The 21,235-nt window shown below is 63.6% G+C and carries 21 protein-coding genes; 8 read left to right on the top strand and 13 right to left on the bottom strand.

The genetic code is table 11. The features are described from left to right. The first annotated feature begins 15 nt into the window (after positions 1–15). The 3 genes from gshB to GR197_RS01270 all read left to right on the top strand — a co-directional run bounded on the left by gshB (position 16) and on the right by GR197_RS01270 (position 3,734). A complete protein-coding gene (gene gshB, locus GR197_RS01260; protein WP_164006229.1) occupies positions 16–963 on the top strand; it encodes a glutathione synthase in 948 nt (315 codons plus the stop codon). Between the two features lie 177 nt (positions 964–1,140). Next, on the top strand, positions 1,141–2,673 hold the full coding sequence (locus GR197_RS01265; RefSeq protein WP_164006230.1) for a YifB family Mg chelatase-like AAA ATPase: 1,533 nt from the start codon (positions 1,141–1,143) through the stop codon (positions 2,671–2,673). A gap of 197 nt (positions 2,674–2,870) precedes the next feature. After that, positions 2,871–3,734 carry a hypothetical protein gene (locus GR197_RS01270; protein WP_164006231.1) on the top strand — a complete coding sequence of 288 codons (864 nt, stop codon included), beginning with the start codon at positions 2,871–2,873 and terminating at the stop codon, positions 3,732–3,734. 108 nt (positions 3,735–3,842) lie between these two features. Here the strand turns inward: GR197_RS01270 and cysK are convergent, their stop codons facing one another. Continuing rightward, the gene (gene cysK / locus GR197_RS01275; protein ID WP_164006232.1) at positions 3,843–4,805 is read right to left on the bottom strand and encodes a cysteine synthase A; all 963 of its coding nucleotides are present in this window, start codon (positions 4,803–4,805) and stop codon (positions 3,843–3,845) included. Between the two features lie 143 nt (positions 4,806–4,948). Continuing rightward, complete coding sequence (locus GR197_RS01280; RefSeq protein ID WP_164006233.1) at positions 4,949–5,566, bottom strand: LysE family translocator; 618 nt, start codon at positions 5,564–5,566, stop codon at positions 4,949–4,951. Positions 5,567–5,799: 233 nt separating this feature from the next. On the opposite strand from GR197_RS01280, the gene GR197_RS01285 reads away from it, so the two are divergent. Further along, the gene (locus GR197_RS01285; protein WP_164006234.1) at positions 5,800–6,318 is read left to right on the top strand and encodes a Dps family protein; all 519 of its coding nucleotides are present in this window, start codon (positions 5,800–5,802) and stop codon (positions 6,316–6,318) included. Between the two features lie 44 nt (positions 6,319–6,362). Here GR197_RS01285 and GR197_RS01290 read toward each other — a convergent pair whose 3' ends face one another. Continuing rightward, entirely contained in the window at positions 6,363–7,265 is a 903-nt protein-coding gene (locus GR197_RS01290) for a DMT family transporter (RefSeq protein WP_164006577.1), read from the bottom strand. A 112-nt stretch (positions 7,266–7,377) separates the two neighbouring features. On the opposite strand from GR197_RS01290, the gene GR197_RS01295 reads away from it, so the two are divergent. Then, positions 7,378–7,842, top strand: a complete 465-nt coding sequence (locus tag GR197_RS01295; protein ID WP_164006235.1) for an Lrp/AsnC family transcriptional regulator — start codon at positions 7,378–7,380, stop codon at positions 7,840–7,842. A gap of 77 nt (positions 7,843–7,919) precedes the next feature. Here GR197_RS01295 and GR197_RS01300 read toward each other — a convergent pair whose 3' ends face one another. Further along, complete coding sequence (locus tag GR197_RS01300; protein ID WP_164006236.1) at positions 7,920–8,819, bottom strand: GNAT family N-acetyltransferase; 900 nt, start codon at positions 8,817–8,819, stop codon at positions 7,920–7,922. Beyond that, a complete protein-coding gene (gene dut, locus GR197_RS01305) occupies positions 8,819–9,289 on the bottom strand; it encodes a dUTP diphosphatase (RefSeq protein WP_164006237.1) in 471 nt (156 codons plus the stop codon). Before dut ends, GR197_RS01300 begins: the two co-directional genes overlap by 1 nt. An 89-nt stretch (positions 9,290–9,378) precedes the next feature. Between dut and GR197_RS01310 the strand changes: the two genes are divergently transcribed. Continuing rightward, positions 9,379–10,962: a peptide chain release factor 3 gene (locus GR197_RS01310; RefSeq protein ID WP_164006238.1), complete on the top strand. Its 1,584-nt coding sequence runs from the start codon at positions 9,379–9,381 to the stop codon at positions 10,960–10,962. A gap of 13 nt (positions 10,963–10,975) precedes the next feature. On the opposite strand, the gene GR197_RS01315 is transcribed toward GR197_RS01310, so the two are convergent. The 5 genes from GR197_RS01315 to GR197_RS01335 form a co-directional block, all read right to left on the bottom strand. After that, positions 10,976–11,377, bottom strand: coding sequence for a GFA family protein (locus GR197_RS01315; protein WP_164006239.1), 402 nt, complete (start codon positions 11,375–11,377; stop codon positions 10,976–10,978). Positions 11,378–11,385: 8 nt separating this feature from the next. After that, entirely contained in the window at positions 11,386–12,918 is a 1,533-nt protein-coding gene (locus tag GR197_RS01320; RefSeq protein WP_164006240.1) for a S10 family peptidase, read from the bottom strand. A gap of 95 nt (positions 12,919–13,013) precedes the next feature. Beyond that, positions 13,014–14,306, bottom strand: coding sequence for a CynX/NimT family MFS transporter (locus GR197_RS01325; RefSeq protein WP_164006241.1), 1,293 nt, complete (start codon positions 14,304–14,306; stop codon positions 13,014–13,016). Next, entirely contained in the window at positions 14,303–14,980 is a 678-nt protein-coding gene (locus tag GR197_RS01330; RefSeq protein ID WP_164006242.1) for a FadR/GntR family transcriptional regulator, read from the bottom strand. Before GR197_RS01330 ends, GR197_RS01325 begins: the two co-directional genes overlap by 4 nt. 316 nt (positions 14,981–15,296) lie before the next feature. Next, complete coding sequence (locus GR197_RS01335) at positions 15,297–16,208, bottom strand: pirin family protein (protein WP_164006243.1); 912 nt, start codon at positions 16,206–16,208, stop codon at positions 15,297–15,299. Between the two features lie 241 nt (positions 16,209–16,449). Here GR197_RS01335 and GR197_RS01340 point away from each other — a divergent pair, with 241 nt between their 5' ends. Further along, positions 16,450–17,262, top strand: coding sequence for a class II glutamine amidotransferase (locus GR197_RS01340; protein ID WP_164006244.1), 813 nt, complete (start codon positions 16,450–16,452; stop codon positions 17,260–17,262). Here GR197_RS01340 and coaBC read toward each other — a convergent pair. The 3 genes from coaBC to GR197_RS01355 form a co-directional block, all read right to left on the bottom strand. Then, complete coding sequence (coaBC, locus tag GR197_RS01345) at positions 17,249–18,460, bottom strand: bifunctional phosphopantothenoylcysteine decarboxylase/phosphopantothenate--cysteine ligase CoaBC (RefSeq protein ID WP_164006245.1); 1,212 nt, start codon at positions 18,458–18,460, stop codon at positions 17,249–17,251. The genes GR197_RS01340 and coaBC overlap by 14 nt on opposite strands. Positions 18,461–18,590: 130 nt before the next feature. Beyond that, positions 18,591–19,340, bottom strand: coding sequence for an SDR family oxidoreductase (locus tag GR197_RS01350; RefSeq protein WP_164006246.1), 750 nt, complete (start codon positions 19,338–19,340; stop codon positions 18,591–18,593). A gap of 98 nt (positions 19,341–19,438) precedes the next feature. Then, positions 19,439–20,203 carry an SDR family oxidoreductase gene (locus GR197_RS01355; protein ID WP_164006247.1) on the bottom strand — a complete coding sequence of 255 codons (765 nt, stop codon included), beginning with the start codon at positions 20,201–20,203 and terminating at the stop codon, positions 19,439–19,441. 125 nt (positions 20,204–20,328) lie between these two features. Between GR197_RS01355 and GR197_RS01360 the strand changes: the two genes are divergently transcribed. Then, positions 20,329–21,234: a LysR family transcriptional regulator gene (locus GR197_RS01360; RefSeq protein WP_164006248.1), complete on the top strand. Its 906-nt coding sequence runs from the start codon at positions 20,329–20,331 to the stop codon at positions 21,232–21,234. Position 21,235 lies beyond the last annotated feature (1 nt).

A 21,235-nucleotide genomic window follows, 5' to 3' on the forward strand; every position in this document is an offset into this window, starting at 1 on the left:
CAGCGAGGGACGGAAATGGCCAAGATCACCAATGTAGCGGTCCAGATGGACCATGTCGCCGGCATCAATATTGCGGGCGATTCCACCTTCGCCATGAGCCTGGAAGCGCAAGTGCGCGGCTACAGGCTGTTCCATTACACGCCCGAGCGCCTGAGCTTCCGTGACGGCAAGCTCTATGCCAGCGTCGAGCCGATGCTGCTGCGCGACGTCAAGGGCGATCACTTCGAGCTTGGCACCCCTGAGCGCGTCGATCTCTCCACCATGGACGTCGTGCTGCTGCGCCAGGACCCGCCCTTCGACATGGCCTATATCACCTCGACGCATCTGCTCGAGCGCATCCACCCGAAGACGCTCGTCGTCAACGATCCGGCCTGGGTGCGCAATTCGCCGGAAAAGATCTTCGTCACCGAATTCGCCGACCTGATGCCGAAGACGCTGATCACCAAGGATGCCGCCGAGATCCGCCGCTTCCGCGACGAGATGGGCGATATCATCCTGAAGCCGCTCTACGGCAATGGCGGCGCCGGCGTCTTCCATTCGACCCGCGACGACCGCAATCTCTCCTCGCTGCTGGAAATGTTCGGCCAGCTCTTCCGCGAGCCGTTCATCGCCCAGCAATATCTTCCCGACGTGCGCAAGGGCGACAAACGCATCATCCTGGTCGACGGCGAATTCGCCGGCGCCATCAATCGCGTGCCGGCCGAACATGACAGCCGCTCCAACATGCATGTCGGCGGCCGCGCCGAGGCGACCGAGCTGACGTCACGCGAAAAGGAAATCTGCGCCCGCATCGGCCCGGCGCTCAGAGAACGCGGCTTCCTGCTCGTCGGCATCGATGTCATCGGCGATTACATGACCGAGATCAACGTCACCTCGCCGACAGGCATCCGCGAAGTCAAGAAGTTCGGCGGCGCCGATATCGCAAGCCTGCTCTGGGATGCGATCGAGCGCAAACGCGGCTGAGCCTGCGGCTCCGCGACCTCACGCTGCTGCTGTGACTGGGCACAACCCCGGTCACAGTCTATATCTGACTACGTTCCTTTCTTGTTCTTGTTTTATTCCCGTTCTCGTGCCAGATTGCAACTGCTGGCCCTGAAGGGTTGCGGGCGGTATAAGAGTTTGCGGGCAGGGGATGGAGTTATGGTCGCGCGTGTCAGTACGGTGGCATTTCAGGGCATCGAAGGTGTGCCGGTCGAGGTCCAGGTCATGGTCGCTCCCGGCAAAGTCGGCATGCAGATCGTCGGCCTGCCTGATAAGGCGGTGGCTGAAAGCCGCGAGCGTGTGCAGGCCGCCCTTCACGCCTCCGGCCTGGCGCTGCCGGCCAAGCGGGTGACCGTCAACCTGGCGCCGGCCGATCTGCCGAAAGAAGGCTCGCATTTCGACCTGCCGATCGCCCTCGCCCTGATGGCCGCACTCGGCGCGATTCCCGCCGCCGCATTGGCGGACTATGTCGTCGTCGGGGAGCTCAACCTCGACGGCACGATCGCCGCCATATCTGGCGCACTGCCGGCCGCCATCGGCGCCAATGGGCTCGGCAAGGGGCTGATCTGCCCGGCCGAAAGCGGCGCCGAGGCTGCCTGGGCCGGCGCCGAGGTCAATATCCTCGCACCGCGCAGCCTGATTGCCCTTGCCAACCATTTCCGCGGCACGCAGGTCCTTTCTAGGCCGGAAGCATCGATCCGCGCCAATGCCGCCAATCTGCCCGATCTTGCCGAGATCAAGGGCCAGGAAAGCGCCAAGCGCGCGCTTGAGGTCGCGGCCGCCGGCGGCCATAATCTGCTGATGGTCGGTCCTCCCGGTTCCGGCAAGTCGATGCTGGCGTCAAGGCTGCCGTCGATCCTGCCGCCGCTCTCGGCCGCTGAACTGCTTGAAGTGTCGATGGTCCATTCGATCGCCGGCCAGCTCTCCGGCGGCAAACTTTCCGACCGCCGGCCCTTCCGCACCCCGCACCATTCCGCCACCATGGCGGCGCTGGTCGGCGGCGGCATCCGCGCCCGGCCGGGCGAAGCCTCGCTTGCCCATCACGGCGTGCTCTTCCTCGACGAGTTTCCCGAATTCACCCCGCAGGCGCTCGATGCATTGCGCCAGCCGCTCGAAGGCGGCGAATGCGTCATTGCGCGTGCCAATCACCGCGTTTCCTATCCGGCGAAGTTCCAGCTGATCGCGGCAATGAACCCCTGCCGCTGTGGCATGGCAGGCGAACCCGGCCACACCTGCGCCCGCGGTCCGCGCTGCATGAGCGATTACCAGGCCCGCATCTCCGGCCCGCTGATGGACCGCATCGATATCCGCATCGACGTGCCGGCCGTCTCCGCTGCCGATCTGATCCGGCCGATGGCGGCCGAGGCCAGCGCCGACGTCGCCCGCCGCGTCGCCCGCGCCCGCGAAATCCAGCAGCAGCGCTTCGAGGCCGCCGGCGCCAAGGGCATCGGCACCAACGCCCGCTGCTCCACCGCGATGATCGAGAAGCTCGCCGAACCCGACGCCGGCGGCCTGCAGCTCTTGCGCGACGCCGCCGAAAAAATGAAATTCTCCGCCCGCGGCTACCACCGCGTCCTCAAGGTCGCCCGAACCCTCGCCGACCTCGACGGCAAACCGACGGTCGGCCGAATGCATCTGGCTGAGGCGATCTCCTACAGGATTGCGGGTGAGAGGCTGACGGTAGCTGCGTGAGAAGAGAGAACGTTCTGACAGCGAGAGCGCCAAAAGCCGCTGCCAGCTGCCATGTGATTGCGGTGAAAGCCGGCGTCCCCTCGACCTCGCCTGATTTGCTAGTGTCCACCTATTCAGCATGAAATTTTCGTCGGAAAGGGTTGTATTACTACACTCGCCTACGATTATTCTGGTTACGCATCAAATGCGGGAGCCCAATGTCTAACTTCCTTTCCCAATTGTGGCACAGAGTTCCATGGGCTTCGCTCACACCATTCATCGGCGCAATCGCAACAGTTATCGCAGCCACCTTAGGTGCTCTGGTTGTCATTTGGCAGAATGCCAAGCAAGCCAAACGCGCCACCGCGCAGGTTAGACATACCGAAGCGCTCAAACTGAGAATGCAAATTTACAAAGAGATTGTTGATCTGTGTCATAACGCGGTTGATGCAGAGGTGTCATATTCGTCCTACGCTCGCGGGTTTGTCACTGACCTAAAGCTCTACAGGGAGATGTCGCAGGCAGGCCTAAATTGGCGCATCCCGAAGGCTCGGGCACCGGCTTTGTTCGAAGAGCAGGGGCGCTTCAGCCAGGCGGCAATAGCCCTGATCTCCTTGACTGAGCGATGGGGCGTCATCCATCCAGGCCTTGAAATGTACCGTACAGCTTTCAACGTCGCGCTGCATGACGAGGGCATCGCGTTCACCCCGTACCGCAGTCTCGCAATTCGCTTGATGCCAGCGGAGAACCCGAATAGTCCTCAACAAGGATCGCTTTTTCCGTGGACCTTGCCGGATGCCGCTACCATTCAAGGGCTCGAAGTAGCGACCGACGCGCTCATCAACGCGATTGATAGCTTCGGTGGCTTCATCTACGACTTCCAAATCGACATGCAGAACCTCCTCGTGGGTGAGTTATTCGAACATCGAATTGCTCCACGCGAGCCTCTTGACCCTAAGGTCGTTGTCGCTCGGCTTGATGATTGGAAAAAGATGAAAGGGTATTTCGAAAACAGCACGGCGTGGGGGAAGATGAAGAATGACACAGAAGCACGAGTGCGCACATCAAACGAAGGACGTTGAGCGCGAGGGCTCGGTCAATTGCTACAAAGAGATAGAGCTTGCCCTCGGCCGTCTACACCTCGAATAACCTACGAGCATGAACGACCGAGAGCCCCGCCAATGCCTGCGTCAGCTACCCAGCCCTTCAAACAGCGCCGTCGACAGATAACGTTCCGCGAAGGACGGAATGATGATCACAATGTTCTTGCCGGCATTCTCCGGCCGGCTGCCGATCTTGATGGCGGCCGCCAGTGCCGCGCCCGAGGAGATCCCGACCGGTACGCCTTCGAGCCTGGCGACGAGGCGCGCCTGTTCGAAGGCCTCGTCATTGGTGATGGTGACGACCTCGTCGTAGATGCCGGTATCGAGGATTTTTGGGGCGAAGCCGGCGCCGATGCCCTGGATCTTGTGCGGGCCGGGATTGCCGCCGGAGAGGATCGGCGAATCGGCGGGCTCGACGGCGATGATCTGGATCTCGGGTTTGCGGCTCTTCAGCACCTGGCCGACGCCGGTGATCGTGCCGCCGGTGCCGATGCCGGAGATGAGGATGTCGACCGTGCCGTCGGTGTCGTTCCAGATTTCCTCAGCCGTCGTCTTGCGGTGGATCTCCGGATTATCCGGATTTTCGAACTGCTGCGGAATGACGGCATCGGGAAGCGAGCCGGCCAGTTCCTCGGCCTTGGCAATGGCGCCCTTCATGCCCTTCGGTCCCTCGGTCAGCACCAGCTCGGCGCCGAGCAGCGCCAGCATCTTGCGGCGCTCGACCGACATGGTTTCCGGCATGGTGAGGATCAGCCGATAACCCTTGGCGGCGGCGGCAAAGGCAAGCGCGATGCCGGTATTGCCGGAGGTCGGCTCGATCAGCACCGTCTTTCCAGGGGTGATCTTGCCCTGCGCTTCCAGGCCTTCGATCATCGCCACGCCGATGCGGTCCTTGACGGAGGCGATCGGGTTGAAGAATTCGAGCTTGCCGATCAGGTTCGCCACCACGCCCTTTTCCCGCGCCAGCTTGTCGAAGCGCACGAGCGGCGTGTTGCCTATGGTCTCGGTGATCGAGGAATAGATGCGGCCGCGGCCGGGCTTGTGCGACATGGATGCTCTCCCTTTGAAATCCTGCGCCTGAAATCGAGGGGAGAATAGGGTCAAAGACCGGAAGAGGCCAGACCGCGATCACCCGAGGGAGCGGCGCGCGGAGAAAAAAACCTTTGAAAACCGGTTCTTGCCGGATGTTTATTTCAGGCCGCCCGGGTGGCGATGAAGGCCGCCGTGCCGGCCAGGATGCCTGAAGCAACCCGGTTCAGCGCCTGCAGGGCGCGCGGTCGCTTCAGCATCGTGCGGGCCCGCGAGGCCAGCAGCATATAGGGCACCAGGACCACGATCAGCACCACGAAGGTCACTGCGAGCAGCAGCGCATAGTCACCCAGTCCGATATTGCCGATATCGATCAGCGTCGGCGCAAGCGCGACATAAAACAGCATCGTCTTCGGATTGCCGAGCGTCACCAGCAGGCCGGAAAGGAAGGACAGGCCGATATTGCTGGATTTCCGCGCCTCGATGTCCTGCGGCAGCAGCCCCGTCGTCCAGAGTTTCCAGGCGATATAGCCGAGATAGAGGGCGCCGGCGATCTTGATGACGATGAACACCTCGGTGAAGGTCTGCGCCACGAAGGCAAGGCCGAGAATGACCGCGGTCAGATAGGTCATATCGCCGAGCACCAGGCCGAGGCCCATGAAAAAGGTCTCGCGGAAATTCGAGCCGAGCGCGCGGGCGACGATCGCGGTAATCCCGGGTCCGGGGATGGCGGCTGCGATGAACAGCGCTCCGGCATAGGCGATCAGGGCGGTAAGGCTCATCTTTGATATCCACTGGATTGCGCGATCTCTCTATAGGCGCGCGTCGCCGCCTCATCAATGCTTCGGCGCTGATCGGTCCATAACCATAAGGAATAGGTCTGTTGAACGATAAGCCACTTGGAAAGCGATCCGGCCTTGCTAGTTTTCTCTCTGCACGCGCGCCATCGGCAGCCTTCGCGCTTCCCGAAAAGACCGACGGCGCCGTCGAGATTTCATCACCAAGGAGAAAATGAATGTCCCCGTCCTCAGCCGAGACCCGCAGACTTTCGCCGCTCAAGACGCCATCCACCCTGCCGACCAATGCCGTCACCGATATTTCGGCGGCGCTGACCGCGCTGCTTGCCGATGTCTTCACCCTTTATATGAAAACCAAAAACTTCCACTGGCACATGTCCGGCCCGCATTTCCGCGATTATCACCTGCTGCTCGACGAACAGGCAGAGCAGATCTTCGCCATGACCGACGACATTGCCGAGCGCGCCCGCAAGATCGGCGGCGTGACGCTGCGCTCCATCGGCCAGATCGCCCGCCAGCAGCGCATAACCGATAATGACGCCGATTTCGTCACGGCCGAGGACATGCTGTCGGAACTGCGCGAGGACAATGGTCAGCTCGTTTCGCTGCTGCGCGAGGTGCATGGTCTCTGCGACGAGCATAATGATGTCGCAACCGCCAGTCTGATCGAGAACTGGATCGACGAGGGTGAGCGCCGCACCTGGTTCCTGTTCGAAACGACTCGGCGGCAGAAATAATATCGGTAGCCGGGCGGGTGTCATATGTGCGCCACGCCCGGCTCTTAGCCCTGCAGCGCCCGCGGCCGCAGCCATCTTGGGCTCCAGCCGAGGTTCATGCCGGCGGCGGCAATGAGGATGATTGCGGCGCCGGCGATCTGCATCGGCTGCAGCGCGTGGCCGAAGGCCAGCCGGTCGACGAGGATCGCCGCGATCGGATAGAGGAAGGAGAGGGCGCCGGTGAGGTGCGTCGGCAGCCTCTGGATGGCGCCATAGAGCAGCACATACATCAGGCCGGTATGGACGACGCCGACGATAATCAGGATCGCCCATGTCCCCACATCCGTGGGCGGATGCGAAAAGTCGGTCATCGGCGCCAGCATCAGCATGCCGGTCGCGACCTGGATCAGCGCGATCAGATGCGGCGGCGTGCCCTTCAGCCATTTCGCGGCGAGCGCTGCGAGCGCGTAGAAGAAAGCCGCGCCCAGCGCCATCAGGATACCGAGGCCGTAGCCGTCCAGCGCATCGCCGCTTCCACCTGGTTTCCCCTGAACGATCGCCATCATGCCGGCGAAGGCGAGCACCAGCCAGAACAGCTTGGTCGCGGTGATCTTTTCGCCGAGAAACAGCGCGCCGAGCACCAGCAGCATGAAGGGCTGGGTGTTGTAGACGGTCGTGGCGACCGAGATCGTCGCATGCGAGTAGGAGGCAAACAGCAGCAGCCAGTTCAAGACGATGGCGACGCCGCCGAAGACGGCGATGCCGAAGGTACGAAGCGTCAGAATACCGGGCCGCAGCAGCCCGAGGGCGCCGCAGATGACGAGCAGGGTGAGCGCGCCGAACAGGCAGCGCCAGAAAACCACGCCGCTGACCGGCTGGCCGGACATGACGACGAACCAGCCGATCGTCCCCGAGATCAGCATCGCTGCCGTCATTTCCGCCGTGCCTCTTTTGATGTCGCTGCCCATGATCACCTCCGTTTTCAGTGACATCAGAATATTGCAGCGACAGGCGATTTTATATAAGGATAGGAAGGAAGGCGATCGATCTTGCCTAATCATGAGAGGGAAAATTGACTCAATGGCTAATGATGCGCAATCGCTGGATGACATCGATCAGGCCATTCTGGAAGCCTTGGCCGGCAATGCGCGCATCTCGCTGAAGGAGCTGGCGCAGCAGGTGGGGCTTTCCTCGCCGAGTGCTGCCGAGCGCCTGCGGCGGCTGGAGGAGCGCGGCGTCATTAAGGCTTTCACCATCGATCTCGACCCCGCCGCCGTCGGTTATCCCCTGCAGGCGATCGTCCGTGTGCGGCCGCTGCCGGGGCAGCTGCACATCGTCGAGCGCATCATCCAGGACATTCCCGAAATCGTCGAATGCGACAAGGTGACCGGCGAGGATTGTTTCATCGCCCGCCTGGTCATCCGCTCGATGGCGGAGCTCGACGGTCTCCTCGACAGGGTCGCCGAACGGGCGGAAACCAACACCGCGATGATCAAGGCCTCGCCCGTCAAACGCCGCCTGCCGCCGCTGTCTCGGAAAAAGTAAACTCGGCACGTGCCTCCAATGCATGTCGCCCGAAAGTGTGCAGCGATTCCCAACGACACGCATCAAAATAAAGAGCTTTAGAAATCCGCCATCGGCGACAGCATCGCCGGAAAATGCGGGACCTCATCGCCGAGCCCGCGCAGCATCAACACCGTGCCGCTGTTTACCGGCTGCGGGGCACCCGCCCAGCCTAGCTTGTCGGGACGGAAAAACACCTCGACGGCGGCGGAGGCGATGTCGAGCCCGCCGAGGATTTCTTCAATTGTCGGGATCTCCGTCGCCACGACATCGAGAAGGCTGAAGCGGCCCGCCGCATCCATCTTCCAGGCGATGATAGCCTGCCGGTCTTCCAGCAAGCTGACGCGGACATCGGGATCGAGCTGCGTATTGATGAGAAACATCGCCGCGTTGACTGTCACCGACAGCGACGACGAAACCGGGCTTCGCGCTTTCAGCAGCGATTGCAGCAGAGCAAGATCATCGGCATTGCTCGGCGTAAGCAGCCGGGCGGTGCCTGAAAAAATCGAGGGGTCTGGTGCCGCTCCTTCATATCGATGCTGCGGTATCGCGCGAAAACCATACGCTTCGTAGAGCGACGGCTTGTCGGTGTAGAGGATGACGGCTTCAAAACCCTGCCGCTCGCACCAGTCGAGCGCCTTCACCGTCAGATCACGATAGAGCCCGCGGCCACGCCATGGCGGCCGCACCGCACCCGATTGCAGCCCGGCGGCATGGATTATCCGGCCGTTGAGGACGAAGGGCAGTGCAAAGGCCGAGATATTGGCCGCAAGTGCGCCCTCGGCATCGAACCAGCCGAACGGCATACTGGTGGGATCGGGGCCGCCGAGCTGCTGCAGCGGGCCGATATCGATGCCGAAAATATCCTGGAGCAGGCAGACCAAGGCCGCCCAACCGGCCGGATCGCCGAAATAATCCTGGCGGAAGGTCAGGCCCGCGCTGTCGGGGCGCTTGTTCATCACACGCCGGTGGAGCCGAAGCCGCCGGCGCCGCGTGTCGTTTCGCTTGCCGCGGCACTTTCGGCCACCCGCGCCTGGCTCACCGGCGCGATCACCATCTGGGCGATGCGCATGCCGCGCTCGACGGTGAAGGCTTCCTCGCCGAGATTGGCGAGCAGCACCTTCACCTCGCCGCGATAGTCGCTGTCGACGGTGCCTGGCGAATTCAGGCAGGTAATGCCGTGTTTGAAGGCAAGGCCGGAGCGTGGCCGCACCTGACCCTCGAACCCCTCGGGGATCTCGAAGATGAAGCCGGTCGGCACCAGCGCCCGTTTGCCGGGCAGCAGCGTCAGCGGTGCTGCCGCGTCGACGGCGGCGCGCAGGTCCATGCCGGCTGCCCCCTTGCTTTCATAGGCAGGCAGGTCGAGGCCTTCGCCATTGGCCAGGCGGATGAGGTTCAGCGTCGGGCGCGTATCGTGATGAATGGTCATGCCCATTACTTTGCGCCCGGAGCGCCGAGGTCAATTGCAAAGCCGGGCTTTAATCGTTAGATACGCGGCAATTCCACAGGATTCATAGTATGGCCGAAAGTCTCGCCGAGGCGGTTTCCCGCCGCCGCACATTCGCTATTATCGCCCACCCGGACGCGGGCAAGACGACGCTCACCGAAAAGCTGCTGCTGTTCGGCGGCGCCATTCAGCTTGCCGGCGAAGTCAAGGCGAAGAAGGATCGCATGCAGACGCGCTCCGACTGGATGAAGATCGAGCGCGAGCGCGGCATCTCCGTCGTCACCTCGGTGATGACCTTCGAATATAACGACAATGTCTTCAACATCCTCGACACGCCAGGCCACGAGGATTTCGCCGACGACACCTATCGCACGCTGACCGCCGTCGATGCCGCCGTCATGGTCATCGATGCCGCCAAGGGCATCGAGCCACGCACGCTGAAGCTTTTCGAAGTCTGCCGCATGCGCGATATCCCGATCATCACCTTCATCAACAAGATGGACCGCGAAAGCCGCGATCCCTTCGAGATTCTTGACGAGGTGGAAGAAAAGCTGGCGCTGGATACGGCGCCGATCACCTGGCCGATCGGCCGCTCGAAGACCTTCTGCGGCTCCTACAATATCGCTGCCAACACGGTGCGCGGCTCGGATACCGAAATCGAGGGAACGCCGGTCGACGGCCCGCAGAGCGTTGCCGGCCGGCTGCCGGAAAACGAGCGCCAGGTCTTCGTCGAGGAGACCGAACTGGCGATCGAGGCCTGCCGCCCCTTCGACCGCCAATCCTTCCTGGAAGGTCATATGACGCCGGTTTTCTTCGGCTCGGCGCTGCGCAATTACGGCGTCCGCGACCTGATCAACGCGCTCGGTGAATTTGCGCCGCCGCCGCGCGACCAGGTTGCCGATACCAGGACGGTGCATGCGACCGACGACAAGATGACCGCCTTCGTCTTCAAGATCCAGGCCAACATGGACCCCAACCACCGCGACCGCATCGCCTTTGCCCGCATCTGCTCCGGCAAGCTCGAGCGCGGCATGAAGGCAAGGCTTGCCCGCACCGGCAAGCAGCTCGGCCTGACGGCGCCGCAATTCTTCTTCGCCTCGCAGCGCCAGCTCGCCGACACCGCCTATGCCGGCGATGTCGTCGGCATTCCCAATCACGGGACGCTGCGCATCGGCGATACGCTGACCGAAGGCGAATCGTTGGTCTTCCAGGGCGTGCCGAACTTCTCGCCCGAGATCCTGCGCCGCGTGCGCCTGGAAGACGCGATGAAGGCGAAAAAGCTGAAGGAAGCCCTGCAGCAGATGGCCGAAGAAGGCGTCGTCCAGTTGTTTTCGCCTGAGGACGGCTCACCGGCAATCGTCGGCGTCGTCGGCGCCCTGCAGCTCGACGTCCTGAAGGAGCGGCTGATGGCCGAATACGGCCTGCCGGTCTCCTTCGAAATGTCGCGCTTCTCCGTCTGCCGCTGGATTTCGGCCGATCAGACGGCCGATCTGGAAAAATTCCTCACCGTCAAACGCGGCGATATCGCCCGCGATCTCGACGGCGATCCGGTCTTCCTCGCCCAGGACGGTTTCTCGCTGCGCTACGAGTCCGAACGCCATCCGGCGATCAAGATGGTCGCCATCAAAGAATATCACGCCGCCAAGGCGGCGTGATACCCTGCAGACTCTAATCCTCGCGATCGAACCGTGGCAGCGGCTCGATATTCTCCACCCAGGGCAGGGCCGACCGACACCATATCTGTTTCCTTGGCGTGAGGTCTCGCCGCTGGTCGATGCCGCCAAGGCGGATGCCGATCGCGCCGCCGTCGCCATTGGTGCGGTAAAGCGGCGACCCGCAATTCGGGCAGAAGAACTGCCGGCTGAGGCCGCCGCTGTCGCCATATTTGCTGTAGCCGCGCGGTTCGCCTGATGTGAGCGTGAAGCTTCCCGGCCGCGCTGGCGCGGTGATGCGATAGGCCGAACCTGTCAATCGCTGGCAATCGGTGCAATGGCAGATCGACACCCGCTCCGGATCGATCTCGGCCTGATAGCGGATCGCTCCGCAATGGCATCCTCCGGTGATATGCATCGACATCCTCAATCCGCCGGCTGCGCGGCCGGGCGTGTGGCGTAGAAGGCCTTGGCATCCGCTGTGAAGGCGGCCCGCTGATCGACCTTGGTATAGAACATATGGCCGCCGCGATAAAGTTTCAGCCCGACGCGGCCGGCGGTGAGAGAGGGCGGCAGGTGGTCGACCACATAGCGGCTGACGCCGTAGGGCGTCACGAGATCGCTGTAGCCATGCGCGATCAACAGGTGGAAGGCCGGGTTCGAGGCGAGCAACTGCCGGAGGTCGTCTGTGGCACTCGCCTGGAGGCGCGATCCGCCGCCGCGCCCGCCGCCCCATTCCCAGCGCCGGCTGATATCACCGTCGAGCAGCGAATAGGTCATCTCGGTTTTGAAGCCGAGCGTGTTGCGGGCGTAATCGGCAAAGGCGCCGCCATAGGCGCGGGTGAAGCCGTCGAGGATGGCGTCGTCGCCCCGGTCGTAATCCGATTCCGGATAGGGGTCGGGGGTGGCAAAGGCGGCGTCGTAGGGGCTCATCACTTCGCCGCTGCCCCCATCAGAGTGTTTGACGAAGGAATTGCCGAGGAAGCCGCGGTTGCGGGTGACGATATCCTCGGGAATACCCGTCAGCCCGGCGATCCTGCCATAGAAGGCGGTGGCCCCGGCACCCGTCGGCGGCGGCCCGGCGAGCGTCGTCAGATAATCGCCGAGCGCGAAGGTTTCGGCCTCGCGCTGCTTCTCTTCGTCGAAAGCATTGTGCCGGTCGAGTTCGGCCGCCGCCAGCGACGGCAGCTCCAGGGCGGCACCGAGCGCGAATTGGTCGGCATTGAACATCAACTGTCCCTCGAGCAGGGGCGACAGCATCACCGCGCCGGCGACGATGATGCCCTGGCTTTCCTGCAGCGTGGAAGCGACCTTGGCAGCGCGGAAGCCGCCGTAGCTTTCGCCGAGAAGATATTTTGGCGCGTTGGAGCGGTTGTTGTGCGCGACATAGAGCGCGATCGCCTTGGCGATGCTCTGGGCGTCTGCGTTGACGTTGTAATAGTTGGAAGCGTCGTCCGCCTTTGCCGTCCGGCTCCAGCCGGTGCCGATCGGGTCGATCAGCACCAGATCGGTGAAATCCAGCCAGCTTTGCGGGTTGTCGACGAGTTTTGCATGGGCGCCGTCACGGGCGTGAGGCCCGAAGTCGAGCACCTCAGGCCCGACCAGCCCGAGATGCAGGAAGGCGGACGCGGCACCCGGCCCGCCGTTGAAGGCAAAGGTCAGCGGCCGGTCCGGCCCTCCGTCCTTCGCGATATAGGCGGTGTAGAAGATTGCCCCGGCCGGCGCGCCGTCCTGGCCGAAGAGATCCAGCGTGCCGGCGGTTGCGGTATAGGCAATCTTACGGCCACCGATCGTCAGTTCGTGCTCGGTGACGGAATCGGCCGGCAGCAGCTTCAGCACGCCGTCGCGCGTGCCGCTTTCGACATTCGCCCGGCCTTTGCCGCTGTCCTGCGCGGGAGAAAGGCCAGGGACGAGCGACGCCGCAAGAGCGGCAAGCAGAAAGAGGGTTCGTAGGCGCAAGGTGCTTCTCCGACGGTGGGTAATGGGGCTGAGAGATAGCGTAGCATCCGCCGCCGGCGACCGGCATCAAGCGATGGTGATGGGCCGGTGAGGGCTCAGCTCGCCTTCTCCACCGCATGGACGTTGATCTCGACCGACCGGCCGGCCTTCCAGCCATTGATTGCCGCTCCGAGCCCGAGCGCGACGAAGAGGGCGGCGCACCAGGAAAAGCTGCCGCTCCAATCGCGGATGAGCCCGACGATGAGCGGGCCGATTGATGCAAGCAGGTAACCGACGCATTGTGCCATGCCGGAAAGATGGGCGGCGACATCGGGATCGCGCGAGCGCAGCACGATCGTCGTCATCGCCGCCGCGATCAGCCCGCCCTGGCCGATGCCCTGCAGCACAGCCCACAGCCAGACCGTCGGCAGCGGCGCAAACAGCAGGCCGAGCAGGGCGGTGACGGCGACGCCGCAAAGGCTCGCATTGATCAGCCGCTGGTCTTTCCCCCGCACGGCGATATGCGGCACGATCAGGCAGGATGCCGCCTGCACCATCACCGACAGCGAAACGATTGCCCCGGCAGTGATGCCGTCGAAACCGCGTTCGCGCAGGATCGGCACCAGCCAGCCGAAGACGCAATAGGCAAGCGCCGATTGCAGCCCCATGAACAGCGTCACCTGCCAGGCCAGCCGGTCGCGCCACAGGCCTTTGACATGAAATCCGTTTCGCCTGGCCTGCCTGCCGCTGCGCAGAACCTGCGGCAGCCAGAGCAGGCTGACGGCGAGCGCCGGCAGGGCCCAGGCGGCGAGCGCGCCGTCGAGAGAGCCGCCGAGAGCGTGTTCGATCGGCAGTGTCAGCCCGGCCGCACTGGCCGCACCGGCGCAGAGCGCCATCGTGTAGAAGCCGGTCATCAGCGCGGCGCGTCCGGCGAAATCCCGTTTCACCAGCCCCGGCAGCAGCACGTTGCCGACAGCGATGCAGGCGCCGGCAAGGGCGGTGCCGATGAACAGCAGCGGCACCGAGGAGAACCCGCGCAATGCAGTGCCGAGTGCCAGAAGCAGAATAACCCCGAGCAGCGTGCGTTCCGTGCCGAGGCGCTGGGCAAGACGCGGCGCCAGCGGCGAGAAGGCGCCGAGGCAGACGACCGGTAGCGTCGTCAGCAGGCTGGCGCCAAGCGCGCTGAGGCCAAGTTCCGCGCGGATTTCCGGCAGCAGCGCCGAGGCGCTCGAAAAGACCGGGCGCAGGTTGAAGGCGATCAGCACCAGGCTGGCGCCAAGCAGGAAACGATCTGCGGCGCCGCGCACCGCTGTTGCCTGCGGCGGTGGCAGGCTGCCGGCCTCGGCGTCGATCAGCAGTTCGTCGGCCGCGTCAAGCGCGGCGATGACATCGGCGGACGGTGTGGTCATGACAGGATCATCCGGTCGAGGGCGGCAAGAACCGGCGCCATGAAGCGGCGCACCGCCGCATCTGCTTGGTCGGGATCGCCGGTTTCGATGGCGTCGACGATATGGGCATGGGCCTGCATATCCGGTTCGGGAATATCTCTGCCGAGTGTGGCAGCGATGGTATCGGCGATCGAGGCCGAGAAGAAATCGTAGATCTCGATCATCGCCCGGTTGCCGGAAGCGGCGATGACGGCCTTGTGGAAGGCAAGGTCGCGTTCGATGAAGGCGGCCTGGTTGCCGCCGTCGTAACCGCCGCGTTCGGCAAGCAGCCGGCGAAGCTCGGCAACCGTCTCCACTCTCTTGCGCACCGCCGTCAGCCGGGCGGCCTCGACGTCGAGCGCCAGGCGCGCCTCGAACTGGTCGCGCAGGCTGGCGCGGCGCGCCATCGTCAACGGCCGGCCGGCATCGCTGGTCGCGCGAACATAGGTTCCCGAACCCTGGCGGGTTTCCAGATAACCCTGGGAGACCAATACCCGCACCGCCTCGCGGACCGTACCGCGGCTGACGGAGAGCATGGCCGACAGCGAGGCTTCGTTCGGCAATTTCTCGCCGACCGCCCAGCGTTTGCCGAGAATGTCGCTGCGGATCGCCTCGACAGCGTCATCGGCGAGATTGGTCCTGCTGATCGCGCGCATTCCACTACTCATAAAGTCATCTGATGACTTTATGAGTAGTCAGATTTCGATTGTCCGTCAATGGTCTCAAATCAGGGCAATAAAAAAGGGCCGCCTCGGCGACCCTTTCCATGAGTTTGGCCTCAAACGGGCCCGGACTGTCTATGCAGCCCCAGGAAGGCGGGGATTAGTGCGAGGGCTGCCTCGCTTTCATCACATCTCCCATGCCCGTTACGAGGTCCGAAATCTCATTAGACATTGGATCACCTTCCTTTCGTTCTGTTGCTGATGATCCAAAAGTAGGCCGATTCTTCGCAGATGCAAGAGAGAAATGCGATCAATGCGCCGCCTTGATGAAGGTGCCGTTCTGCAGTTCGCGCATCGCCTGCATGATTTCCTCGCGCGAGTTCATCACGATCGGGCCGTGCCATGCGACCGGCTCCTCGATTGGCTTGCCTGATACCAGCAGGAAACGGATGCCCTGGTCCCCCGCCTGCACCGTCACTTCGTCGCCGCTGTCGAAGACCACAAGCGTGCGGTTGCCGGACATGTCGCGAATGTTCAACTCCTCACCGTCGACTTCCTTCTCGACGCGCACGCCGAAGGGTTTCGACGCATCGCGAAAGGTGCCGGAGCCGGCGAAGATATAGGCGAAGGCGTTGCGGTAGGTGTCGACCGGCAGACGCTTCTTCCTGCCGGGCGGCACCGAGACGTCGAGATAGATCGGCTCGGCGGCGACGCCGTCGACGGGGCCGGCCTTGCCCCAGAAATCGCCGCATATCACCCGCACAGCCGTGCCGTCATCATCGACGACGACAGGGATGTCGGCGGATTTGACGTCCTGATAGCGCGGCGCCGTCATCTTCAGCGAGGAGGGCAGGTTTGCCCAGAGCTGGAAACCGTGCATGCGGCCGGCGAAATCGCCGTTCGGCATTTCCTGGTGCATGATGCCGCTGCCGGCCGTCATCCACTGGATATCGCCGGCACCGAGCAGGCCACGGTTGCCAAGGCTGTCGCCATGCTCGACGGTGCCTGCAAGCACATAGGTGATCGTCTCGATGCCGCGATGCGGGTGCCATGGGAAACCGCGAATATATTCCGCCGGATTGTCATTGCGGAAATCGTCCATCATCAGGAAGGGATCGGTCATCGCAGGATCGCCGAAGCCGAAGACGCGGTGCAGCTTCACGCCCGCGCCTTCCATGGTCGGTGTGGCGGTACTTTCATGTTTGACGGGGCGGATCGACATGGTGTCCTCTTGAAGGTTCAACTTGGCGGCAACTATAGCGGCCCGGCCGCCAAGCGCGAAGCCTGCCCTGCGGACAACGCAGTGTTCACAAAAGAACACAGGCTTTCGCCGAATCCGAGGCGCCACGAAACCGTCATCTTGCGCTTGCAAACCGGCGGCGCGTTAAGCAGTTATTAGCCGCGACGTCAGACAATTTCAGCATGCCCGCCGATGCGGCGGCGGGTCCCGGAGCAAGAAAGCCATGTGTCGCTGGGCAGCCTATCGCGGAGACCCTCTTTATCTCGAGGAGCTGGTATCCTCGCCCGCTCATTCGCTGATCGAGCAGTCCCATTGCGCCACCCGCGCCAAGACGGCGACGAATGGCGATGGCTTCGGCATCGCCTGGTATGGCGACAGGCCCGAGCCCGGCCGCTATCGCGATATCCTGCCGGCCTGGTCGGATTGCAATCTGAAGAGCCTGGCGCGGCAGATCCGTTCGCCGCTCTTCCTCGCCCATGTCCGCGCGGCCACAGGCGGCGGCACGCGCCGCGACAATTGCCACCCCTTCACCCATGACACCTGGTCCTTCATGCACAATGGCCAGATCTCCGGCTTCGAGCGCCTGCGCCGGCCGATGGAGGCGATGCTCGATGACGACCTGTTCAACGCCCGCGGCGGCACGACCGATTCTGAGCTGATGTTCCTGCTGGCGCTGCAGTTCGGCCTGCGCGAGGCGCCGGTCGCCGCAATGGCTGACATGGTCGGCTTCGTCGAGGAGGTGGCCGAAAGCGTCATCGGCTCGATCCTGCTGCGCTTTACCGCCGCCTTCTCCGACGGCAACACGCTCTATGCGATCCGCTATGCCACCGATCGCAAGGCGCCGACGCTCTATGCGTCTCCCGTCGGCGCCGGCTATTGCCTGGTCTCCGAGCCGTTGAACGACGATGTCGATGCCTGGGCGGAAATTCCGAACGGCAGCGCCGTCACCGTCGGCAGGAACGGCATCGACGTCGCCGACTTCCGGCCGGGAATGCGAAGCGCCGCCAGGCCGCAACGCGTATCTATTCCCGCCTGAAACTTTCGGCGATCAGCGCCGCCAGCCTTTCGGCAACCTCTTCCTTCGCCAGGTCAGGCCATTGCTCGACGCCGTCGCGGCGAATGAGTTTGACGCTATTGCGACTGCCGCCCATGATGCCGGTGGCGGGAGAGACGTCATTGGCGACGATCAGGTCGGCGCCCTTGCGCTCGAGCTTCGCCTTCGCATTGCTTTCCACGTCCTGTGTCTCGGCGGCAAAGCCGATCACCAGTTTCGGCCGCATCGTATGATGTCCCAGAGTTTTCAGGATGTCCGGATTCTCGGTCAGCGCCAGCGTCGGAATGGATTCGCCCGGATGTTTCTTCAGCTTCTGGTCGGCGGCCGAGGCCACCCGCCAGTCTGCCACCGCCGCGACCATCACCGCGATATCGGCCGGCAGCGCCGCCAGCACGGCATCGCGCATTTCCTCAGCCCGCTCGACATGGATGACGTTGACGCCGACCGGGTCGGCGATCGTCACCGGCCCCGAGACCAGCGTCACCTCCGCCCCGAGCCTGGCAAGAGCGGCGGCGATCGCATGCCCCTGCCGGCCGGAAGAGCGGTTGGCGATGTAGCGCACCGGATCGATCGGCTCATGCGTCGGTCCCGACGTGACGATCGCCTTGCGTCCCTTCAGCGGCTTTTCTCCGTCGTCGAGCATGGTTTCGGCCGCCGCGACGATCTCCAGCGGTTCCGCCATCCGGCCGAGCCCGGCTTCCCGGCTCTCCGCCATCTCGCCGGCCATCGGCCCGACGAAGCGGACGCCATCGTCCCTGAGTCTCGCCGCATTGCGCCGCGTCGCCGGATTCGCCCACATGCGGGGGTTCATCGCCGGTGCGGCCAGCACCGGCCTCTCCGTCGCCAAAAGCACGGTCGAGGCGAGATCGTCGGCAAGCCCGTTTGCCATCTTCGCCAACAGGTCGGCCGTGGCGGGAGCGATGAGCACGAGGTCGCAGTCGCGCGCCAGCCGGATATGGCCGACATCCTGTTCGTCCTGGCGCGAAAACAGATCGAGGAAGACGTGGTCCGCCGCAAGCGCACCGACGGCCAGCGGCGTGACGAATTCCTGGGCGCCTTTGGTCATCACCGGGCGCACGCTGGCGCCGCGCTCGCGCAGCCGGCGGATCAGATCCAGGCTCTTATAGGCCGCGATGCCGCCGGAGATGATGAGGAGGATGCGTTTGCCGCTGAGAGCCATGGCTTTCTACCCGTCGCCTTTTTTCTGACCCTAAGCCTTTGGTGGAGAACATGCAATCGCGGGACGGCACACATCGCCGCGCTCGGCCGGTGCCGCCCCGTTCATGACGTCAGCCGTCATTCTCGTGGGCTCAGAGGTTGCTCATCCCGCCGTCGATGATGAGTTCGCTGCCGACGATATAGGCGGCCTCATCGGAAGCGAGAAAGACGATCGTCTTTGCGACCTCGCTGGGGTTCCCGAAACGGCCGACGGGGATCTGCGACTGGATCTCAGCGGCCATCGCCTTGGATTGGGCTTCCGAGGCTCCAAGCTTGCTGTAGAGCGGCGTGGCGATCGGGCCGGGGCTGACGGCGTTGACGCGGATGCCGCGACCGATGAGTTCGCCCGACAGCGTCTTGGCAAGCGTCAGCAATGCACCCTTCGTCAGGGAATAGACGCTGGAGTTCGGCATGCCGATATGGGCGTTGATCGAGGTGTTGAGCACGATTGCGGCCTGGCTCGAAAAGATCGGCAGCAGCGACTGGATCAGGAAAAACGGTCCCTTGACATTGATCGCCACCGACTTGTCGAAGGCTGCTTCGCTCCACTGTTCCAGCGGTCTGAATTCGGCGACACCGGCATTGACGAAGAGGATGTCGAGCGTGCCGAAAGCTTGCTTCACCGTATCGGCGACGGCCTTCTGGCCGGCCGCATTGCCGGCATCGGCCTGGATGACGATCGCCTTGTCGCCGAGTTCGCTACGGGCGGCTTCGACGCTTGCGGCGCTGCTGCCGGTAACGACGACACGGGCGCCTTCGGCGATGAATTGGCGGGCGGTTTCGATGCCGATGCCGCTGGTGCCGCCGGTGATGAGGGCTGTTTTGTTCTGCAGTCGTGACATGATGACGTTCCTTTTAATCGGATACTGGGGCCGCAGCCCGTTATTGGTCAATGGGAGGATGCGCCGGAGAACGTGCGCGATCATCCAGCGAGCTGGCGTCAGGTGCGGGTGATCGAAGCGCCGCCATCGACCAGCGAGGCAGTGCCGGTGACGAAACTCGCATCGTCGGAGGCGAGGTAGAGAACCGAGCGGGCCAGTTCCTCAGGCGCTGCGACACGCTTCAGCGCATGCAGATTGGTGATGAAGGACTGCTTGTCGGAGGTGTCGTTCATCTCCCGATACATGTCGGTGTCGACGGCGCCCGGCAGGATGGCATTGACGCGCACGCCCTGCTGTCCGTATTCGGCCGCGAGCGCCTGGGTGAGGCCGATCAGGCCGGATTTGCTGGCGGCATAGGCGGCGACGCCGGGAAAGGCGAAGCTGTAGCCGACGAAGGTCGAGGTGAAGATCACCGACCCGCCGCCATTCTTGACCATTTCGCCGATCTGGTGCTTGGCGGCGAGGAAGGAGGCGGTCAGATTGATCGCCAGCGCATCGCTGAAGCCTGCTTCCGAAACGCCGGTGCTCGGCCCGGCTTCGCCGAGCGTGCCGGCATTGTTGAAGGCAATGTCGAGTTTGCCGTAGTTCGCCACGGCGGCCGCGACCAGCGCCTTGTGATAGTCTTCCGATCGGACATCGCCGGCAAGGGCGACAGCATCGCCGCCCTCTGCCTTGATCTCCGCAACGAGGCTGTCGAGTTCGCGCTCGCGGCGGGCGCCGACGACGACTTTGGCGCCCTCGGCGGCGAAGAGCTTTGCCGTGGTGCGGCCGATGCCGGAGCTTGCGCCGGTGACGATTGCGACCTTGTTGTTCAAGCGGTTCATGGTCTCGTTCCTGATCTTGATCCGAGACGGCCCCTGCCGTCCCTTCCGTTGAATGGAAGATGGCATTTTCCGTTCGTTCGGATTAGTCTCCAGATCGTGGAATTCGAATTCGGAAAAGCCGAACGATGATCAGGATCGAAGGGATTGCGGCTTTTGTCGCCGTCACCGAGGCAGGCTCGGTCAGCGAGGCCGCCCGGCGGCTGCGGCTGTCCAAATCCGTCGTCAGCGAAAGGCTGGCCGAGCTGGAGAAGTCGCTCGGTGGCACGCTGCTGCACCGAACGACACGCAAGCTCGCCTTGACCGAGGATGGTGCGGTCTTCCTGGAGCGGGCCGGTCGCATCGTCCGCGAGATCGAGGAGGCCGTAGCCGACATGGCCGAGCGGCGTGGAACCCTGTCGGGGCCGATCCGCATTGCCGCACCCGTCACCTTCGGCCGCATGCATCTCGGCCCGGCGCTTTATCCCTTCCTCGCCGAACATCCCGATATCGAACTGACGCTTGATATCGATGACCGGCGTGTCGATGCGTCCTCGGACGGCTACGACGCCGTCATCCGCAACGGCCCGATCGCCGATAGCCGGCTGGTCGCCTGGAAGCTTGCGCCAAGCCGCCGCCTGCTCTGCGCTTCGCCGGATTATCTCGCGCGGGCGGGAGTGCCGGCGTCGCTGGCGGATCTCAGCACCCATCGCGGCATCTTCTACACCCATCGCGGCGTTGCCGACTGGCGCTTCCAGACGCCCGACGGTGCGATCGTCGTCCGCGCGAAACAGGCGCTCGGCATGAACAATGGCGACATGCTTCGTGACGCCGCGATTGCCGGTCTCGGCATCGCGCTGCTGCCTGCCTTCATTGCCGGCCCGGCGATCCGCGAGGGCCGGCTTGCCGAAATCGATGTCGGCCACAGGCCGGAGGCCGAGTTCATCTATATAGCCCATCCGGAGGGACGGAATCCCTCGGCCAAGCTCCGCGCCATCGCCGATCACTTGAAGAAGAGCTTCGGCGATCCGCCCTATTGGGATCCGGCGGGTTAAC

Origin of the sequence: Rhizobium phaseoli, assembly GCF_010668805.1 — a bacterium.
Taxonomy (GTDB): domain Bacteria; phylum Pseudomonadota; class Alphaproteobacteria; order Rhizobiales; family Rhizobiaceae; genus Rhizobium; species Rhizobium phaseoli_A.

What these genes read in the sequence shown, in the direction of transcription:
- GR197_RS01315 (WP_164006239.1), bottom strand. Translation starts at nt 11,377, where the DNA reads ATGCATATCACCGGAGGATGCCATTGCGGAGCGATCCGCTATCAGGCC.
- GR197_RS01330 (WP_164006242.1), bottom strand. Translation starts at nt 14,980, where the DNA reads ATGCGCGCGATCAGCAGGACCAATCTCGCCGATGACGCTGTCGAGGCG.
- cysK (WP_164006232.1), bottom strand. Translation starts at nt 4,805, where the DNA reads ATGTCGCACAAGCCCGGCCGCGGCCGCATCTATTCCTCGATCACCGAG.
- GR197_RS01280 (WP_164006233.1), bottom strand. Translation starts at nt 5,566, where the DNA reads ATGAGCCTTACCGCCCTGATCGCCTATGCCGGAGCGCTGTTCATCGCA.
- GR197_RS01285 (WP_164006234.1), top strand. Translation starts at nt 5,800, where the DNA reads ATGTCCCCGTCCTCAGCCGAGACCCGCAGACTTTCGCCGCTCAAGACG.
- GR197_RS01310 (WP_164006238.1), top strand. Translation starts at nt 9,379, where the DNA reads ATGGCCGAAAGTCTCGCCGAGGCGGTTTCCCGCCGCCGCACATTCGCT.
- GR197_RS01360 (WP_164006248.1), top strand. Translation starts at nt 20,329, where the DNA reads ATGATCAGGATCGAAGGGATTGCGGCTTTTGTCGCCGTCACCGAGGCA.
- GR197_RS01335 (WP_164006243.1), bottom strand. Translation starts at nt 16,208, where the DNA reads ATGTCGATCCGCCCCGTCAAACATGAAAGTACCGCCACACCGACCATG.
- GR197_RS01340 (WP_164006244.1), top strand. Translation starts at nt 16,450, where the DNA reads ATGTGTCGCTGGGCAGCCTATCGCGGAGACCCTCTTTATCTCGAGGAG.
- GR197_RS01265 (WP_164006230.1), top strand. Translation starts at nt 1,141, where the DNA reads ATGGTCGCGCGTGTCAGTACGGTGGCATTTCAGGGCATCGAAGGTGTG.
- GR197_RS01355 (WP_164006247.1), bottom strand. Translation starts at nt 20,203, where the DNA reads ATGAACCGCTTGAACAACAAGGTCGCAATCGTCACCGGCGCAAGCTCC.
- GR197_RS01325 (WP_164006241.1), bottom strand. Translation starts at nt 14,306, where the DNA reads ATGACCACACCGTCCGCCGATGTCATCGCCGCGCTTGACGCGGCCGAC.
- coaBC (WP_164006245.1), bottom strand. Translation starts at nt 18,460, where the DNA reads ATGGCTCTCAGCGGCAAACGCATCCTCCTCATCATCTCCGGCGGCATC.
- GR197_RS01295 (WP_164006235.1), top strand. Translation starts at nt 7,378, where the DNA reads ATGGCTAATGATGCGCAATCGCTGGATGACATCGATCAGGCCATTCTG.
- GR197_RS01300 (WP_164006236.1), bottom strand. Translation starts at nt 8,819, where the DNA reads ATGAACAAGCGCCCCGACAGCGCGGGCCTGACCTTCCGCCAGGATTAT.
- GR197_RS01270 (WP_164006231.1), top strand. Translation starts at nt 2,871, where the DNA reads ATGTCTAACTTCCTTTCCCAATTGTGGCACAGAGTTCCATGGGCTTCG.
- dut (WP_164006237.1), bottom strand. Translation starts at nt 9,289, where the DNA reads ATGACCATTCATCACGATACGCGCCCGACGCTGAACCTCATCCGCCTG.
- GR197_RS01350 (WP_164006246.1), bottom strand. Translation starts at nt 19,340, where the DNA reads ATGTCACGACTGCAGAACAAAACAGCCCTCATCACCGGCGGCACCAGC.
- gshB (WP_164006229.1), top strand. Translation starts at nt 16, where the DNA reads ATGGCCAAGATCACCAATGTAGCGGTCCAGATGGACCATGTCGCCGGC.
- GR197_RS01290 (WP_164006577.1), bottom strand. Translation starts at nt 7,265, where the DNA reads ATGGGCAGCGACATCAAAAGAGGCACGGCGGAAATGACGGCAGCGATG.